Origin of the sequence: Acinetobacter sp. PK01 (genome assembly GCF_022819285.1) — a bacterium.
Taxonomy (GTDB): Bacteria; Pseudomonadota; Gammaproteobacteria; order Pseudomonadales; family Moraxellaceae; genus Acinetobacter; species Acinetobacter tandoii.
In genome coordinates, this window is sequence record NZ_CP094643.1 from 2,617,685 (window position 1) to 2,635,644 (window position 17,960).

A 17,960-nucleotide genomic window follows, 5' to 3' on the forward strand; every position below is an offset into this window, starting at 1 on the left:
TTTTGGAGAAAATTATGTCTGATATACGTCAACGCTTTTATATTGAAGATTGCCCTGTTCGTGGTGAAGTCGTTCATCTGGAAGCAACCTTACAAACGATTCTTGCCCAACGTGACTACGCACAAGCAGTACAAATTTTACTGGGTGAAATGCTCAGTGCCACGGCCTTGCTTGCCAGTACACTAAAAATTAAAGGGCGTATCAGCTTACAAATTCAAGCCTCTGGAACATTTAAATGGGCCATGGCGGAATGCAACCATTTAGGTGAAGTTCGTGCCTTAGCCGACTACGAAGAAGATCCTCGTTTCCAAGCAGCAACTGACAGCAGCACCGTACTAAAATCACTGACTAATCCTATTCTGTTTATTAACATTGAACCTGAATTTGGTGAGCGTTATCAAGGGATTGTACCGCTTGATCAAACGACCCTAGCGGGCTGCTTGATGCAGTATTATGATCTTTCTGCACAAATTCCTACCCGCATTGTTTTGGCCAGTACAGCACAACGCTCAGGTGGTTTACTCATTCAGTTGCTACCACGCATTAGTGAAGAAGAACAGCAACGGATTGATGAAGATTTATGGCCACGTCTGACCATGCTCACAGAAACTTTAAAAGCTGATGAACTCACTGAATTAGCAGCCAATGAAATTCTGTATCGTCTATACAATGAAGAAGATGTGCGACTACCTGAAATTGAACAACTCAAATTTGGCTGTACCTGTTCTAAAGATCGCTGTGCTAATGCCTTACAACAAATTGGCGTAGAAGCAGTGCGTGAAACATTAGAACATCAAAATCCAATTACCATGGATTGCCAATTCTGTAATACCCAATATCAGTTCACAGCCGAAGAAGCTCTGGGTTTATTCGGCGAACATTTAAGTTAAACATTCGTTAACTTTGCCTCTGCCTGTTGTTATGCAGCCCATTGATATGCAACAGGCAGTTTTCTACGCCTTAATATAGATAAGCTCTAAGAACATTCCATGTCCACTTGCTATGCCAAAGCGCCGATTTCAGTGCATTTGGAGCAATATGATATATTCAACGTATAAAAAGATACGCTAAAATTGCGTGACGAAGATAACAATTTTTTTGTTGAACTACGTCTCTTCATGATAAGAAATCCATCATTTTAATATGTGATTCATTCAAACTTAACTGATATACACTGAGGTAATTTTTCATGGGAATTCGTTTTCTTTCCCGTACGGTTTTCATTACAACTTTGCTGTGCAGTACTTACAGCTTAGCAAACACTGACCCCCTGATTGGCAAATGGAAAACCGTGGATGATCGTACAGGTCACTCACTGGCAGATGTCATCATCAGTAAAAACCAGCACAATGTCTACAGCGCACAAGTGATCGAAATACGCTCATTGTCTGGCAAAGAGAAACTGACCACTTGCCAAAAATGTACAGGCCATTTAAAAAATCAACCGATGATCGGCTTAACTATTTTATCAGGGTTAAAGAAAAATCCTGAAAAACACAACGAATATATTGAAGGTAAATTTCTTGATCCACTTTCAGGACAGCACTATGTTTCGGAAGCACATTTAGTTCAGGAAGCCAGATATCTGCAAGTTCGTGCTCAAGAGACAGGCTCCTCGAATGTCCGCCTGATGACATGGATTAAAGTCCAGTAAATTAAAACCCTACCGTACTAGGAAAAAGCCCTCCGTGGGCTTTTTCTTATTGTTATAATTTGAAACAAATACGAACAGTTCTACACTACTTCCCTCTTTCCCAAAGACATCATAATATTGATTAAAATACCATCAATTTTATTAAATACGTATGTCTAAAAACTATTATGAAATTCTGGGAGTTCCACGCGATGCTCCTCCTGACCAAATAAAAAAAGCCTATCGAAAGCTGGCACGAAAGTACCATCCCGATATCAGTAAAGAAAGTGATGCTGAAGCTCGTATGCAAGAAGTCAATGTCGCGTACGACACACTTAGCAATGAAGAGAAGAAAAAAGAATATGACTTCATCTTAGACCATCCTGAAGGTTTTTCAGGGTTTGGGGGACAAGCAGGCGCGTCTGGATTTGATGATGCTCAATTTTATCGACAAGGCTTTAGTCAAGGCAGTTCATCCGATTTTTCAGGCTTTGAAGACCTGTTTGGTCGCTTTGGTACAGGTTTTGGAGGAGGGAATTATCAATATAAACAGAGACAGCAATCTTTTCGGGGTGAAGATCAACACGCCAAGCTTGAAGTCGACTTAGATGTTGCCTTCCACGGCACTTCACAGCAGATTACCCTGCAAATTCCAACCATCAATGCGTATGGAGAGCCAGAAGTTCAGCGCAAGACCTTACAGGTCAAAATTCCAAAAGGAATGAAAGAAGGACAGCAAATTCGTTTGACTGGGCAGGGACAAGTCGGTGTACGCGGTGGCGAAAATGGCGACCTGTATATCGAAATTTATTATAAGGATACTGCGCAGTATCGCGTTGAAGGTGCCGATATTTATTACACCATTCCCGTGACGCCATGGGAAGCAGCCTTGGGACAACAAATTGAGTTACTCACACCAGCAGGTACGAAAGTTCAGGTAAACCTACCCAAGAATGCAAAAACAGGACAACAATTACGATTAAAAAATCAAGGAATTCCCAATAAAACAGCAGGACATTTATTCTTAATTCTAAACATTGTGAATCCACCTGCACAAAACGCTGAGCAAGAACAAGCTTACCGAGCTTTTGCTGAAGCCTTTAAGCAGTTTAAGCCTCGACAACTTTAAGGAGAACGCTATGACAACCATTCATTATCGAGAAATTATTTGCGACGGTTATAGCACCGCAGAGATCGTCGATGAACATCGTAGTTTCGATTTAAAACACTTTGCCGAAGCCTGTGGTCAAAGCCCAGAATGGGTTTTACAACTGTTGGAATACGATATTTTACCGACACGCCCAGAAGAACGAATTCATCAATTCTTTGGTGAAGATGTCACACGTGCTCGTAAAGCCTATCGTTTACAACGTGATTTTGATGCCAGTTTTTCAGCAGTTGCCATGATGTTGGATCTGATTGATGAAGTACAACAACTTCGTCGCCAAGTTCGGCATGCGCATATACAAGACTCATAAATCCGATATACAGCCCGTTCCTTGAACTTAATTCATCATTGAGCGGGTTAGTGTTCTTTTATCATTCACTTGAGAGAAATACGGTTATCATGAAAACAAAAGAATGTAACAAGAAAGTGAAACTCATGTTCCCTGAACACCGCGAAGTTATTCCTCAACTACGTCAGGATAATCCGCACTTTGCGAAAATTTTCGAAGAACATGCCGAACTAGATCAGGAAATCTGTCGACGCGAACTTAATCCTGTCTCTCGTATCAATGATGACATTGAAGCTTTAAAGCGTAAAAAACTTCGTCTCAAGGATGAAATTTATCGCCTACTACAAGATCATACCAATTCACAAATCTAAGTGAGTTCGGAACATGTACTGCGCTTTATTCATCTATTTATACGTGCATTAGCATAAAATCAGATCATGCTATTTTGCCTATATAGAGCATAGAAAATGAAGATGTCAGTTTCATGACATCTTCTTGTATTTGATCGTGATTATTTTAATTTTGTCAGTTTTTCCACTTCTTTCAAGGTGACTTTGACCCCTTGCTTAATCGGTTCGTAATCTAGGAACCAGAGTAAACCCACATGCTGATCTTGGTGTTGTTGCGCCAGCATATCAATCACGCTTTTTTCACCACGTCCCACCAAGTGGCGACGATAGAAATACAGAATCAACCAGACCGTCGTGATCAACATCACCATCAACATTAACCAGAACCCAATTGGAGATTTCAGCCCTGGAATAAACTCAAAGTTCATTCCATATATCCCTGTCAATAAGGTTAACGGTGCAAAAATTGCGGTAATAATCGCCAAAATTCGCATGTTTTCATTGGTTTGGTTCGCAATCGCTGAAAAATGTAATTCGATTGCTGCCTGTACGGCACTCCGTAAACGCGTCGTATGTTTTTGAATACGCTCGACATGACTGACCAAATCATCAGTACGCACCAACACTATATCGCGTTTTTCAGAGCGCTTTTTCGGTTTTAAATGGGAATAGTTTTCTACGATTTCATCACGTAATTCTTGTAAGACCTCGATTTGTTCTTCGCACAGATTTTCAATTTGCTGAAATGCCATGTTTTCCTGTAGTAACTGATTCCATTTGGCAAAACGGCGGTGTCCTTGTAATAACTCTTGTTGCCAATATTCCACACGTCGGGTGAGAGGCACTCGCAAATCCAAGTAACCATCGACCATGGCATTCAATAAACGCAATGCTAAATCTAAAGGGCTATGTGACAGTTTACGAGGCTTGTTTTGCTCATCCATAGTACGTGCTGCAATTGAATCTATCCGTTCAATATACTGCTCGATAATTTGATTTCCTTGCTCCCGCACCGTAATCAAGACTTGTGATGTCAGAACAAAACTAATAGGTGTCGTGGAGAGTCCAAAGAAGCGCTCATGTTGCTCTAATGCTTGCTCCCCTGTCTGGATCTTGTCATCTGGAGTTATCAATTTACGGAAAATGAGCAAGTCGTAATCTTCCATTGCATCAAAAGCACATGGATGCTCCAAATTCAAAATATCTTTGACATGAAATTCATTTAAGCTCACCCCTGTCATTTCAAACATTTGCTGCTGCCAATGTTCGGCATGATTGACCAGATCTTCACGGGTACTATCAATCCAGATGAATTCAGGCTCAACATGGTCCAACGCCTGCTGTTGTACGTAAATATAAGCATCCGTCGGATGTTGATAAAAATAGTAGCTTTGCATCTATCCAGTCACTCTATTCCGTCAATCTTGTTGTTTATTTCGTGAAGTTGAGTGTAATGCATTCTGCTTAGGATATTCATTTTTATCGCAATTTCACCACAAACTTTATCGCTTTATGCAGTTATTCAATAAAATACTGAGGCATAAAAAAAGCCCACTCAGCAGAGCAGGCTTTTTATTAAAAGATGATTAAAGCATTAAGCTTGTTCAACATCTTTCATTGTTAACTTGATACGACCACGGTTGTCGACATCTGCAACTTGTACTTTCACTTCTTGACCTTCAGATAATACGTCTGCAACGTTGGCAATACGCTCATTTGAAATTTGTGAAATGTGAAGCAAACCGTCAGTACCTGGAAGGATATTTACGAATGCACCGAATTCAACAATACGAATGACTTTACCTGTGTAAATCGTACCTGGTTCAACTTCAGCAGTCAGTGCTTGGATTTTCGCAATTGCAGCTTGTGCAGCCGCTTTAGTTTCACCAAATACACGAACTGTACCGTTATCTTCGATATCAATTGCTGCTTTAGTTTCTTCAGTAATCGCACGGATGGTTGCACCACCTTTACCAATGACATCACGAATCTTGTCTGGGTTGATGTTGATGACTTGGAATGTTGGTGCATGCATTGAAATTTCAGGGCGTGCACGTGAAATCACTTGGTTCATCGCGTTCAAGATATGCATACGACCTGCATATGCTTGGTTTAACGCAACTTCCATAATCTCTTCAGTAATCCCTTCGATCTTGATGTCCATTTGAAGTGCAGTAATACCGTTGGCAGAACCTGCTACTTTAAAGTCCATGTCGCCAAGGTGGTCTTCGTCACCCAAGATGTCAGAAAGAACTGCGAAACGCTCACCTTCTTTCACAAGACCCATTGCGATACCTGCAACTGGTGCTTTCAATGGAACACCTGCATCCATAAGTGATAATGAAGCACCACAAACAGAAGCCATTGAAGAAGAACCGTTCGATTCAGTAATGTCAGATACGATACGAATCACATACGGGAAGCGATCAGCCGCTGGAAGAACAGCTTGCACACCACGACGTGCTAAACGACCATGACCAATCTCACGACGTTTAGGACCAGATTCACGACCAGTTTCACCTACAGAGTATGCAGGGAAGTTATAGTGCAACATGAAGTTGTCAGTTTTAGTACCCGCTAAAGTATCAACCATTAACGCATCACGAGTGTTACCCAGTGTCGTTGTCACTAATGCTTGAGTTTCACCACGTGTGAATAATGCAGAACCATGCGCACGATCTAACACACCCACTTGTACGTCTAATGCACGAACAGTTTTCGTGTCACGACCATCGATACGTGGCTTACCAGAAAGGATGTTGTCACGTACAGTACGATATTTCAAATCTTCGAACAATTCGTTCAAGTCATCAGCAATACCAGCTTCGTCATTTTCAGGAACGAACTGTGCTACTGCTTCTGCTTGAATCGCGTCTAATGCTGCATAACGGTCTTGCTTAACCGCAATGGTATACGCTTCAGAAATTTTCGCTTCAAATGCTTCTTTCAATTTAGTACGAAGGTCTTCATTTTTCGCTGGTGCAGTCCAAGTAGACTCTGTTGCACCCGCAGCAGCAGCAAATTCTTTAATTGCTTGTACAGCAATTTGCATTTCGTCATGACCGAAAAGCACTGCACCTAACATTTGATCTTCAGAAAGTTCTTTCGCTTCTGATTCAACCATCAGCACTGCAGATTCTGTACCAGCAACCACAAGGTCAAGGTCAGATTGCGCCATTTGTTCAAAGTTCGGGTTAAGAACATATTCACCGTTGATTAAACCAACACGCGCAGCACCAATTGGACCACGGAACGGTGTACCTGCAATTGCAAGCGCGGCAGAAGTACCTAGCATTGCAGCGATGTCAGCTTCCATTGATTTGTCAGAAGACACAACTGTTGCCGTCACTTGGATTTCGTTGTAGTAACCTTCTGGGAACAATGGACGAATTGGACGGTCAATTAAGCGTGAAATTAAAGTTTCAGCTTCAGAAGCTCGACCTTCACGCTTGCCATAACCACCTGGAATACGACCCGCAGCATATTGTTTTTCTTGGTAGTTAACAGTTAAAGGGAAAAAGTCTTGACCCGCTTTAGCCGTTGGTTGAGCCACAACTGCAACCAGTACAGTTACGCCACCCATCGTGATCACAACCGTGTTTGCTTGACGTGCAACACGACCTGTTTCAAGTACTACATTGTACTGACCGTATTGGAATTCTTTACGAATAATATTAAACATAGACATGTATTTTTTTCCTAGTTCTTGTGAACAGCTATTCTAGTGGAGACCCCTAAGGTTTGGCATTCGCAACCAAAAGCTTGCGCAAATGACAAAGCTTAGAAGCCGACCTCACTAGACACACTATTTTCAAACACAAAGAAGGAGCGAAACATTCGCCCCTTCCCCATTATCTAGACATAGCTAGATATACTTTAGTTTTCAGTAATACAGCATTTGACATGCAATAATCCGAAAATAAAAGTTTCAATCGAATTAACGACGTAAACCTAAAGCACCGATCAAAGCAACATAACGGCCATGATCTTTACCATTTAGGTAGTCAAGTAACTTACGACGTTGGTTAACCATACGGATAAGACCGCGACGGCTATGATGGTCGTGTTTATGCTCTTTGAAGTGACCTTGTAAGTCATTGATTTGAGCAGTTAAAAGTGCTACTTGAACTTCTGGTGAACCAGTGTCGTTTTCAGCACGAGCAAATTTAGCGATGATTTCTGCGCGATCTGCGTTTGTTAAAGCCATTCGATTTCTCCGAGATGCTTAATAAGTTACATTTGATACGAATCAATTGATTGCTCAACTGACTGCCGTGCATCACTACAGCAAGTCGGATATTTTAAGGGAAAATGGTCATGATTGCAAAATATGCGCACTATTAAAATTTACTAAACAAAAAAGAACCAAATGTCAGTCTTTAAATCTTCTCTCTGATTATGAAAAATCATTATCTAACAGATTAAAGGTTAAAAAATGAATATTAAATCACATTTTTAATGAAATTCGACTATTAAATAGCCATTTATCAGCAAAGGAAAATGTGTAATCTCAGCAAGATATTTTTTAAGCCAAAATACACAGCTCAATATTCATTTCATCAGCTAAAATCTATGCAAATCATAAAATGCCAATGAACTCTTAGCCGTACCACAGAGAATAAGTATCGTATGACGCTTAGATACACAAAATAATGCGCATTGCTTCTCGTTAAATACAGTTTAATAGAAGTTTCATCATATTTTTAACACTCATTATTTTGATACTTTTTGCAAATCATAAAAAATAGTCAACTCGAAAGAAAAAAGCCCAAGCAGAGCTTAGGCTTTTTTCATTGCGCTGTAGTTCTTATATTTATTGTTATAATTGTTTTAGTTATTGCGCATAATGCGCTTATTGTGACAAACAGTCCTTGTTTCCACTTCATGTCCTTATGTGTAATATTTTGCCACAACAAAATTTAAAGACTAGAGGTATTTTTCCCAACCTGCTGTACGTTTTTACGCACACTGGTGTACATCATTAACAATGAAGTACTAGAGAAAAATGTGGGGTTGAGGACAAAACTCTAGGCAATAAAAAAGCCCTGTAGTCTCTCCCAAAACTACAAGGCTTAGCGGCTGTAAGTTTCCTCTTTCACCTACTTCACTGTAAGTTCGCTGTCATATTCCGACTTTGTTATTATCCTTTTGCGATTATGGCTCAACGTTCCGTGTTGTGCTCTTTATGTGAACTCATCTTCTCAGAAACCATGAGAAAGCTCTATGCGCAAATATCTTGAATCAATGTAAGCTTTTTCGTACAAAGCTGCTTATTATGTAGTACAAATTAATAATCCAAGATACCTTTTATTTTTTCTAAAACCCCACTCATCCGAGTCGTCTTTTTAGACAAAGCTTGTGCCAATGCCTGAGGATCTGCCAATACACTCACCACCGTTTTAGCACGGGTAATTGCGGTATAAAGCAATTCCTGACTCAGTAAGTTTTGTGCTTGCGCATCCAAAACTACAGCCGTATGCGTGAACTCTGAACCTTGTGATTTATGAATGGTCAGTGCAAATGCCGTTTCTATATTTTTAGGCAAACGGGTTGCCAGAACCCATTTTTCTAAACTTGGGAAATACACTTCAAGCTGAGACTGTCCTTGGCGTTGCCTTTTAAAGCAAATGCCAATATCTCCATTAGACAACCCTAATTGATAGTCATTGTAAGTCATCATTACAGGACGCCCGACATACCAGTCACCTTGTTTTGTGGTATAGCGACTGAGTTTGCTCAAGAAACGTTGCTCAATTTGTTGATTAAGCTGTTTCAGACCAAACGCACCATGTCGAATGGCTGTGAGAATACGGTAATCATCAAAAATCTGGATAACATGCTGAATAGAAGTCTCTGGCTCTTCCGAACTCAAATGTGTTTTTAATATCTCAATATAATGCTGATAGCCCAGCATCAATTGATCATAATATTGCTCTGATGTTGGATGTGCTTGAGCAAAGTATTCCAGTTGCAATACATTCGGCATCTTGGCTAAAAGTGGTACAGCTTTAATTTCAGTCGGTGCAACCACCTGTTGGTGAAATTGTTCTAGTAATGCTTGAGGTGAAATGCTTGTTGGTGGCTGCTGAATAAATGCAGCCATTTGTCCAATTAAAGCTTCTCCATCAAAGCGTCGACTGGTCTTCAAATGTACCCGATTCTCTTGCAAAGCATTCACTTGCTGTAAATCGGCCAATACCGCCCCTACATCTACCGAAGCCAATTGATTGGCATCTCCCAATAAAATCAGTCGAGCCTGATTGGGTACAGCAGCAAACAACATACTCGCCAGATTTAAGTCCAACATCGAGGCTTCATCCACCACAATCACATCATAGGGTAATGGCTGTTCGGCATCATAGCGTGGTCGTGCGGAATGCCCTAAACCCAACAAGCGATGCAGTGTGACGGGGTTTAATTGTTTTAAAGCGGGGGTAACCAGAGGCTGCAATATTTCATCATTTAATGCATTTTGTAGGGCTTCTTTCATACGTTGCGCGGCCTTACCTGTTGGCGCTGCCATCGCAATGCGTAAATTTGGTAAAGACTGGTTTAATACTGCAATAATACGTGCCAAAGTATAAGTTTTACCTGTCCCTGGTCCACCTGTAATAATATTCAAGGCTTGCTGGCACACCATGCTTAATGCTTGCTGCTGATGTGGATCACTCAGCAAACTGGAGTAGCCCTGATGATCAACGACGGGAACGATTTGTTGTTTTAACCTCGCCACGTGCTGTGCCAAAGTATTTTCCTGTTTCCAATAACGATATAGATATAAATACTGCGGGTCATAAATAAAAGGCGCAACACGATTTGCCACCTCATTTTCACTGATGGCCAAATGTCCTAAATTACCTACTGCATTAGGTTCTAACAGTACACAACTGTTGCCCTGTAACATTGCTTCCAATACGGACTGTATAACTGCATCTGTTTGTGGGTTTGGCGTTGCACAAAAAGGAGGCTGCTGAAGATATTGACTCCACGACTTGATCCATTCAGCATTCAATTGCTGTTCCTGCTTGTTTTCCACACAGTTACCCTCAAAGTTATCCACAGTCTAATTTATTGTTTTACATAACAGCTGAAGATGATGATGCACTTTTATGAACATGCTCTTCAGCAAAATAGCCCAATAATGCATCCAGACGCAGTATAAATTCTGCATCAGGGCACCAATAGTTGACTCCATATTGTGCATCGCCATGCATACCACGCAAATACAGATAACTTGCACCGCCCAAATGTTTTTGAATGTCGTAATCTTCCAACTGCACTTGTAAATAACGATGTAACGCCACCAAATACAGCCCCGCCTGCAACCAGTAACTGGCCTGTGACATGCTTTCCTGTAATTTTAATGGGGTGTAATCTGCGATATCCGCACCCAAGAAGTTACTCTTATAATCAGCAATCTGGTAACGCTGTCCATCAAAATAAACCAAGTCGATAGAGCCTGTTAAATAGCGTGCAGAATGGGCAGCATTCAGTTCAGGCATGAAAATACCATATTCGACATATAAGTCCTGGATACGTTTAATCGCCAAGACATGATTGGACAAGGCCAAATAGAATGGAAATTCTGCCAGATGAGATTCTGCACTCAACTGATTTAAACAAAACTGTTGATGTAACGGTGTGGAGAGCACCTGTGCTAGCCATTCGGTCATCCATGCCAACAGTTGTTCTTCATCCATCTGCTGAAAATCTTGCTGATATTTGTCGCACAATGCCTGCCACAAACTTGGATAATCATTTTTAAAGCGACGGCGCACTTCGATTTTCCAGTCCTGTTGCTGTTGAAAATCAATATGTTCAAAAATTTCATGTAGAAAATTACCCGCCAATGTTCCCATTGGAAATTGGCGCTGAATCCAACTGATCGGTTGTGCAAGCTCTTCAGGCTGTTCTAACACCTCTAGATTAATTTCATCCGCCGCACTTTGCAGTTGTTCACGCTGTACCGCAAGTGCATCTAGTGCCTGCTGACGACTCAAATGCTGTGCCAAGGCACTAAAACTGGTTTTTGCACGCGGATAAAAACGTTGCGTTGGAAACTCAACCGCATACAACGCTGGTTGCTGCTGATCTTGTATACGCTTCAAAGCAACAGGACATTCAGTTAATACCACTTCATCTGCGCTATGTGGATGCTGAAAAACTTGTTCAGCATGTCCACGCCAAAATGCCAAACCCGTGGTCGATTTTCCTGCCTGATCTTGCAATATGGCATAAACCCGATGACTGGCGCGGGTTAGTGCTACATACCACAGCCGATGCTGTTCTGCTTCTGCCCGTGCATTGTGCTGTTGAACGGCAACTTCATCCAAAAGGTGCTTATCATTCACCGCAATCACGCGCTGCGTCTCGAGCTGCCCTGTAACAGGATCAGGCAACTGTTGCGTGGAGAAATTCAGGGTTTTGTTCATTTCCCGAAAATCTTTATCTGCCCCCAACAAGAATACGATTTTAAACTCTAAACCTTTGGATTGATGAATGGTCATCAACTGTACGCCAGCTTCATTCGACAGCTTACGTTCCAGTTCCCATTCACGCTCACTCGGCGTTTGTATTTGTCTGAGATACCAATGATATAACGCCTGCGGCCCCTGAAAGTGCTCACTATGCTGACTCAGCAATTCAGTTAAATGACGTAAGTTCACCACACAGCGTTCGTTGTCACGGCTTTGGCTTGCCACCAGATTTGACCATGCCTTAAATAAGTTTAAAGCATATTGCCACGCGCTTAAAAAGCCCGTGTTAAACCACATTTCCCGAATGTAATCAAAATCTTCAATAAACTGGCTTAATCCCTCAGGACGTTGCTCCAGTTGCATTAACTGGCTGAGCTGAAAATTCAATAAGCGTGTCAGCAATGCTCGCTTGACCTTGGCCTCATCGTAAGGATGCATGATTGCGGTCAAAATGGCTGCCACGTCCTGTGCAATTGGACTATCAAATACACTCCGCTTGGAAGGACGATTAACACGAATCCCTAAACGTTCTAATTCATATTGCACCTTATCTAAGCCATCATGGTTTTTGGATAAAATCGCAATGTCATTTTCATCAATGCCACGGTTGCCTGTGGCCTCTGCCAAATACAACTGTTGCTGAATACCTTGATTGAGCAAGTCACGGATTTTCCATGCCACTTGGATAAATTCATCTTTCTTGTCTTGCAGCATTAGCCAGCGTAAAGGCTGATGGTTGTTGCCTTGTGCATCGGCTAAAACTGGATGTGATCGTGGACCTGCCTCAACAGCGGTATATTCAACTTCTTCTCCAAATTGGATTTGTCGCTGAAATAAAGCATCGACCACCGTGACCAGTTCAGCCACAGAACGATGATTATATTTGAGGCTATATAATCGCCCTTGCTTGCTGAGCACATCGAGACGGGCTTTGTTATAGGTCAGCATGTCACCGCCACGGAAACCATAAATCGCTTGTTTCGGATCACCCACCATAATCATGCAGCCTCTGGCATAATGGCCTGCATCGCGCCAAATGCGGGCCAACATATTGTCCTGATCCTGATTAGTGTCTTGAAATTCATCCACCAAAATTAAGGGATAACGGGCTTGAACAAAACGAGCAAAACGTGCGCCTTGCGCATCTTGCAAGGCATCGGCTAAGGTACGAATTTGTTGCGCAAAGGTAGTTTCACTCTTTTGCTGCAAGACTTGTGGCAAACGTTTTTTCACTTCCGAAGCCAAATAAAACTGCAAATAGCTATCCAGTGTTTCTAAATCAAAGCTGAGCTTGTCCAGACTTTGCATAAATGCCGTCAACTCACCAATCAGCACATGCTGTTGAAATCCCTGCAAGACTTCATCTGGGCATTTATTCAAAACTTTGTGAGTAGCATCACTCAGATGTTTCAGCGTTTCCGCGTATAAAGGTGCAAATAAGGCATAAGGGCCTTGCTGCTTTAACACCTCCAACAGTTCAGGCAACTTAACCGTCAAGAGTTGCTGTAATTTGTTGTCGTCGCGCCATTTCTTGGCCAGCAATTTAAAATGTGCACCATCGGCAGCATAATAATCTGCCAATTCAGTGATACGGCTCCAATCCAGCCCTAATAAAAGTTCAACTTGCTGGCTAAAGCCCTCTACATCCACTTCGGGAGCAGCCACCGCCTGAAAATGCGCAGAAGCAAAATTCAAACTGTTTTCTACTACTGCCACATAAGCCTGCTGCGACTTTAATTTTTTATTCAGTAGCAGATAGTCCAAAATATTTTGTGGTTGCTGCTGAATCCATTCGCGCAGTACATCATGAATCAATTGCTGAGTATATTGTTTGGCATCATCGGTAATTTCTGCGCGTTCAATTTTGCCACTTTCAAAGGCAAATTCACGCAACAACTTTTGACTAAAGCTATCCAGCGTCCCGACAAAAAGCTCATCCAGTTGATCAATCACCAATTTGAGCCGTTCACAAGCATAATCCACACGTGGTGCAAAATCTTGCAACACCTTTTGATATAAGGGGTCTGATTCTAATGAAATCTTCTGTTGTAGCTCAGATTGGGTTAAGATTTGGCAAGTCTCAAAATAACGTAAAGTATCGACCAAACGACTACGAATCCGCCCTTTCAGCTCCGCCGCTGCGGCGCGAGTAAAGGTGGTCGCAATGACCTGATTCGGTAGATAATTACTCAAAAAGATCCGTACCATTAAGCTCGACAACGTGTAAGTTTTGCCTGTGCCTGCGGATGCTTCAATCCAATGCAGCCCTTTAAACTGCATATCGACAATCGGCTGATAAGAAATTGCAGCAGGGGGAGTTAAATTCGTCATCTGCATTATTCCTGAATCAACTGTTGATATTGAAAAATCGGTGCATACAACACATAGGCATACTGTTGGCAGGCTTGAGCCAATAAAGCCGTACTATCTTGTTGTTGCAGGATAAACTGCCAATCGCGATGCTGCTGACTGGCTTCATTGTCCAACACAGAAAAACCTGCAAAACGTCCATCATCCTGCCAGTCCTTGACGAGAGCGTCCCAGTCTTTGATCTGCGGTTGACCCTGCTCGTCAGGTTGCCATTCCAGTTGTTTACCTTTCTCTGCCACTTTGAATAATAAAGCGGCGGGTAAAACGACAGGCTGCATCTGCCCGTGTTGCCATAGTTCAAACCACGCCGTCAAATACTCTCGTGCCTGATTGGAAGATACCCCACTACACAGCACTGTTTGATCACTAAACACCACTAACCGCGCCAAGTCCTGTCCTGCATCGCCCCGATTTTCATGTGTTAGCCAGAACAAATATTCCAACCAGAGTTGCACTCGTCGTTTGGCACGCGCACTGGATGCCTCTAAGCTTACCCATTGCTGAGTCGATTGAGAGGGAACAGTGATTTGGAACTGGATATTTGCATTCATATTCCAGAGCTGCTGTGTCACAGGCGTGACCTCTGCGGCATAACGTTGCAAGCGTGCTTGTAATTGTTGCTGTTCAATTACACTAATTTGCCATGCGGCTTGCTGCATTTTGCCTACAGGCAATTGATCCAGTAACAATTCAGGCTGGTTCGTTTGCCCTTGCTGCTGTAAGAAATGCCGCACTGCATAACGCCCTAAGCCATCTAAAACCAAGGGTTCAACTTCATCAGGTAAATTTTCAGGTTTTAAGTTTTCCACGCCAAGCGTTTTTAGATATAAACGTGCGGGGAAACAAACATCCTGAATCCATTGTCGACTTTGAAGACTGATAAAATCATTGGATGCAACCATATAAACCGTATCTTGCCATGCTTGACGTTGCCCAGTTGGGGCTGCAATCTGCTGTGCCACCCGATACCAATGATCTTGAAAGCGTGTCGGTTTTGGCTGGGTAAAGCCAGAAACATCAAAAGGCTGTAAGGGATGAATCTGATACAGTCCATGTAATTGTGCAGGCACATCTAAACCATGTAACTGCTGACTGACTTCTTCCATACGCTCTGATTTCTGAGTAATAAAAGCCAAATGCTGAATCAATTCTTGCAAAGCGGTAGATGGCTCACGCACTTCACCATCATTGACATCAAAACCATTATAAAATAGCCATAGATTCTGCTGTGCCAACAGTAATGCATCCAAGAACGCCCCTTGGTCGTCTTCTAAACGAGAGCGATCACCCAATTGCGGTTTCAGGATATCCATCAAATCAAAAGGCAAATGCTGATTACGACTTGGGAACTTGCCACTGTCCAAATTTAATATCACAATCAGGCGATACGGAATCGGACGAATCTGCCCCAACTGGCTAAAAGTAATCTGTCCTGTCGGTTCCGCCTGATCCAGCTGTGCATCCAAGGTGGTTTGAATTTCATCTAGTAAATATGCCAAAGGCAAACTTAACTGATCCAAGCCATATTGATCCTGCCCTTCATAGAAGTTAGATAGCGTCAGCATCCGTTCTTGCTTTTTAATAATTTGTGCAACTGTAGCCAAGACCTCTACGCCTGCTTGCTCAAATTCTGCCACTTCCTGCATCAAGATTTTCAGCCATTGCTCGACTTGTTTAGGCTGCTGTTCATGTGCCAGTAGCCAGTCTCGGCGTGCATCCAAATCTTGATAAATCTGAATGAGTTTAGCAATCAGTTCAAAATCACTCGGCATGACTTCAGCGAAACTGAGTATCTGATCAAACAAGGTATGTTCAGGAATGGCGATACCCATTGCTAAACGGTCTAAGGCAAATTTAAAGCTAAAGCGATAGTCTTGATCACCTTCAGATAGACTCAATGCCAAATGTTGCGCATCTAAGCCGCGCTTAAAGCCTGCTTGTTCAAGCAGTTCCAGCATGCGTTCGACCATATTCATGTCTAAGCCATAACATTGTTGCGTGGCCGCCAAACTCAGCCAGTCGGCAAAATCATCAAGACGAAAACGCCCTTGTGCCAGTTGGATCCGGCCCAACACCGCACGCCACGCATTGGCAGCATCCAGTTGCGTCACGCCTGCAATTTTCACGGGCAGATAAATACTGTCTTGGCTAATTCGTCCCGAGATGGTGCGCTCATCTTCCCGTTCACGAACAGGCGGGGCGAAAACGCTACGAATATGTGGCTCAATGTCTTTTAAATTGGGACTGAGCACCAAAATATCACTCGGACGGCGCGGCTGCTCTTTGCTGCCTTGCGCCAACCATGCAATCAATTGCTCTTTCAGTACTTCCAGTTGACGCAAACTGGAGTGGCAGACATGTATTTGAATGGAATCATCTTGTGCATTCAGCGCAAATTGATGTTGTTCAGGCTCCACCAAATACAGAATATCCGACTGGACTTTACCCAATAAGGTCGGCTGATATTCATCCACAAACACATCTGCCCAAACCCCATCTTCCCCTGAAGAAAGCCCAGATAATAATGAAAAGTGATCTCGTGCTTGCTTGCCAAAACGGGTTAATAAGGGATGACGTGATTCACGAATTTCGGCATTAAAATGTAGAGTGAAATCCTGAAAGAATTGTTCAATTTGCTCATCTGTGGCTTGCGGATTTTTGGCAATAAAACGCTCTTTCACTCGCAAGTCATAGCGTGCTTTCCAGTTCGGATCGACACTGTCTGCCCAATACTCCTGAGACGGGTTATAGTGCAGCAAATAAATATCAACATATTGCCCTAAGCGCTGTAAAAACTGTAACTGACTTGGTGGTAAATCCAGCAAGGTAAACACCACCAAAGGCTGTGGCAGTTTTTTTAATGCTGCCGCATTGGGTGCTTCTGCACTGCCCAGCATCTCCCAAAATGCCGCATCAATCTGCTGCATTTCCATAAAATCCTGATGAAACACCACCTGCCACAACCAACGCTGCCATGCTTCCAATTCATGTGCCTGATTCAGGGTAAAAGCCGAAATTTCAGTATTGGTCTGGAAGAACATCTGCTCAATTGGTAATGCCTGATTACTTCCCCAACGTTGCAACCAATTGGTTGGACAAGTGCATTGGTAGGTGGGGCAGTTTTTCTGACAATGTCCACGATATTCCATGTAATGGCTGAATAATTTAGAAACCTGTTCTGCCACCCAATACAGCATGCGCTGCTTTTTCTGTTGTTTTTCGATGCCCTGTTCAAGTTGATCAGCACTGGCATAAATGCGTTGCACAATCGGCGTTAACGGATGTGCTGTATCCAAGGTAGATTGTTCTGGCTGAATATAAGCCAATAAGGCTTGATAGACCCGCCATTTAATAATAATGCGTGGAATATTGGCTTTACGCACCTGCTCTTTGTCTTGATCCAATACCCATTGATAGGCAGACCATTGAAAACCACGAATGCGATGATGAAACTGGGTATTGGCACTAATGCCTTTTTGTTCTGCCAGTTGCTGCGTCAGCCACGCTTCAACCGCAGGTGATGGCACAATAAAATGTTGGGGTTTTAACACCTGCAAAGCATTGCGACTTTGTGATTTCACCGTTTTCAACATGGCCTGTAGCAAAACATCAATCCGTTGACTCTGAATCACATGAATGGCCATGAATGGTTTTTCTCCAACGATAAATGAAA

General features: G+C 42.5%; 11 protein-coding genes. 5 read left to right on the top strand and 6 right to left on the bottom strand.

The genetic code is table 11. The annotated features are described in order from the left end of the window. Window positions 1-14: 14 nt before the first annotated feature. From MP622_RS12355 to MP622_RS12375, 5 genes are all read left to right on the top strand, one after another. Window positions 15-890, top strand: coding sequence for an Hsp33 family molecular chaperone HslO (locus MP622_RS12355; RefSeq protein WP_016168367.1), 876 nt, complete (start codon window positions 15-17; stop codon window positions 888-890). Between the two features lie 299 nt (window positions 891-1,189). Continuing rightward, complete coding sequence (locus tag MP622_RS12360) at window positions 1,190-1,654, top strand: DUF2147 domain-containing protein (protein WP_104441177.1); 465 nt, start codon at window positions 1,190-1,192, stop codon at window positions 1,652-1,654. Window positions 1,655-1,805: 151 nt separating this feature from the next. Beyond that, on the top strand, window positions 1,806-2,762 hold the full coding sequence (locus MP622_RS12365) for a DnaJ C-terminal domain-containing protein (RefSeq protein WP_243791196.1): 957 nt from the start codon (window positions 1,806-1,808) through the stop codon (window positions 2,760-2,762). A 10-nt stretch (window positions 2,763-2,772) separates the two neighbouring features. Further along, a complete protein-coding gene (locus tag MP622_RS12370) occupies window positions 2,773-3,111 on the top strand; it encodes a chaperone modulator CbpM (RefSeq protein WP_016168370.1) in 339 nt (112 codons plus the stop codon). Between the two features lie 89 nt (window positions 3,112-3,200). Next, the gene (locus tag MP622_RS12375; RefSeq protein ID WP_016168371.1) at window positions 3,201-3,461 is read left to right on the top strand and encodes a YdcH family protein; all 261 of its coding nucleotides are present in this window, start codon (window positions 3,201-3,203) and stop codon (window positions 3,459-3,461) included. 140 nt (window positions 3,462-3,601) lie between these two features. On the opposite strand, the gene MP622_RS12380 is transcribed toward MP622_RS12375, so the two are convergent. The 6 genes from MP622_RS12380 to MP622_RS12405 form a co-directional block, all read right to left on the bottom strand. Then, window positions 3,602-4,837 (bottom strand): magnesium transporter CorA family protein, encoded by a 1,236-nt coding sequence (locus tag MP622_RS12380; RefSeq protein WP_016168372.1) that lies wholly within the window; start codon window positions 4,835-4,837, stop codon window positions 3,602-3,604. A gap of 197 nt (window positions 4,838-5,034) precedes the next feature. Beyond that, window positions 5,035-7,122, bottom strand: a complete 2,088-nt coding sequence (gene pnp, locus MP622_RS12385; protein ID WP_171069608.1) for a polyribonucleotide nucleotidyltransferase — start codon at window positions 7,120-7,122, stop codon at window positions 5,035-5,037. 255 nt (window positions 7,123-7,377) lie between these two features. Beyond that, entirely contained in the window at window positions 7,378-7,647 is a 270-nt protein-coding gene (rpsO, locus tag MP622_RS12390) for a 30S ribosomal protein S15 (RefSeq protein ID WP_004637724.1), read from the bottom strand. Window positions 7,648-8,727: 1,080 nt separating this feature from the next. Next, window positions 8,728-10,476 carry an exodeoxyribonuclease V subunit alpha gene (gene recD / locus MP622_RS12395; protein ID WP_243791198.1) on the bottom strand — a complete coding sequence of 583 codons (1,749 nt, stop codon included), beginning with the start codon at window positions 10,474-10,476 and terminating at the stop codon, window positions 8,728-8,730. Between the two features lie 40 nt (window positions 10,477-10,516). After that, on the bottom strand, window positions 10,517-14,248 hold the full coding sequence (locus tag MP622_RS12400; RefSeq protein WP_243791200.1) for a UvrD-helicase domain-containing protein: 3,732 nt from the start codon (window positions 14,246-14,248) through the stop codon (window positions 10,517-10,519). Between the two features lie 5 nt (window positions 14,249-14,253). Next, window positions 14,254-17,931, bottom strand: a complete 3,678-nt coding sequence (locus MP622_RS12405) for an exodeoxyribonuclease V subunit gamma (RefSeq protein ID WP_243791201.1) — start codon at window positions 17,929-17,931, stop codon at window positions 14,254-14,256. Between the last annotated feature and the right edge of the window lie 29 nt (window positions 17,932-17,960).

Coding starts and splice junctions, on each gene's coding strand:
- MP622_RS12405 (WP_243791201.1), bottom strand. CDS start 17,931: ATGGCCATTCATGTGATTCAGAGTCAACGGATTGATGTTTTGCTACAG.
- MP622_RS12365 (WP_243791196.1), top strand. CDS start 1,806: ATGTCTAAAAACTATTATGAAATTCTGGGAGTTCCACGCGATGCTCCT.
- pnp (WP_171069608.1), bottom strand. CDS start 7,122: ATGTTTAATATTATTCGTAAAGAATTCCAATACGGTCAGTACAATGTA.
- rpsO (WP_004637724.1), bottom strand. CDS start 7,647: ATGGCTTTAACAAACGCAGATCGCGCAGAAATCATCGCTAAATTTGCT.
- MP622_RS12400 (WP_243791200.1), bottom strand. CDS start 14,248: ATGACGAATTTAACTCCCCCTGCTGCAATTTCTTATCAGCCGATTGTC.
- MP622_RS12380 (WP_016168372.1), bottom strand. CDS start 4,837: ATGCAAAGCTACTATTTTTATCAACATCCGACGGATGCTTATATTTAC.
- MP622_RS12360 (WP_104441177.1), top strand. CDS start 1,190: ATGGGAATTCGTTTTCTTTCCCGTACGGTTTTCATTACAACTTTGCTG.
- MP622_RS12355 (WP_016168367.1), top strand. CDS start 15: ATGTCTGATATACGTCAACGCTTTTATATTGAAGATTGCCCTGTTCGT.
- MP622_RS12375 (WP_016168371.1), top strand. CDS start 3,201: ATGAAAACAAAAGAATGTAACAAGAAAGTGAAACTCATGTTCCCTGAA.
- MP622_RS12370 (WP_016168370.1), top strand. CDS start 2,773: ATGACAACCATTCATTATCGAGAAATTATTTGCGACGGTTATAGCACC.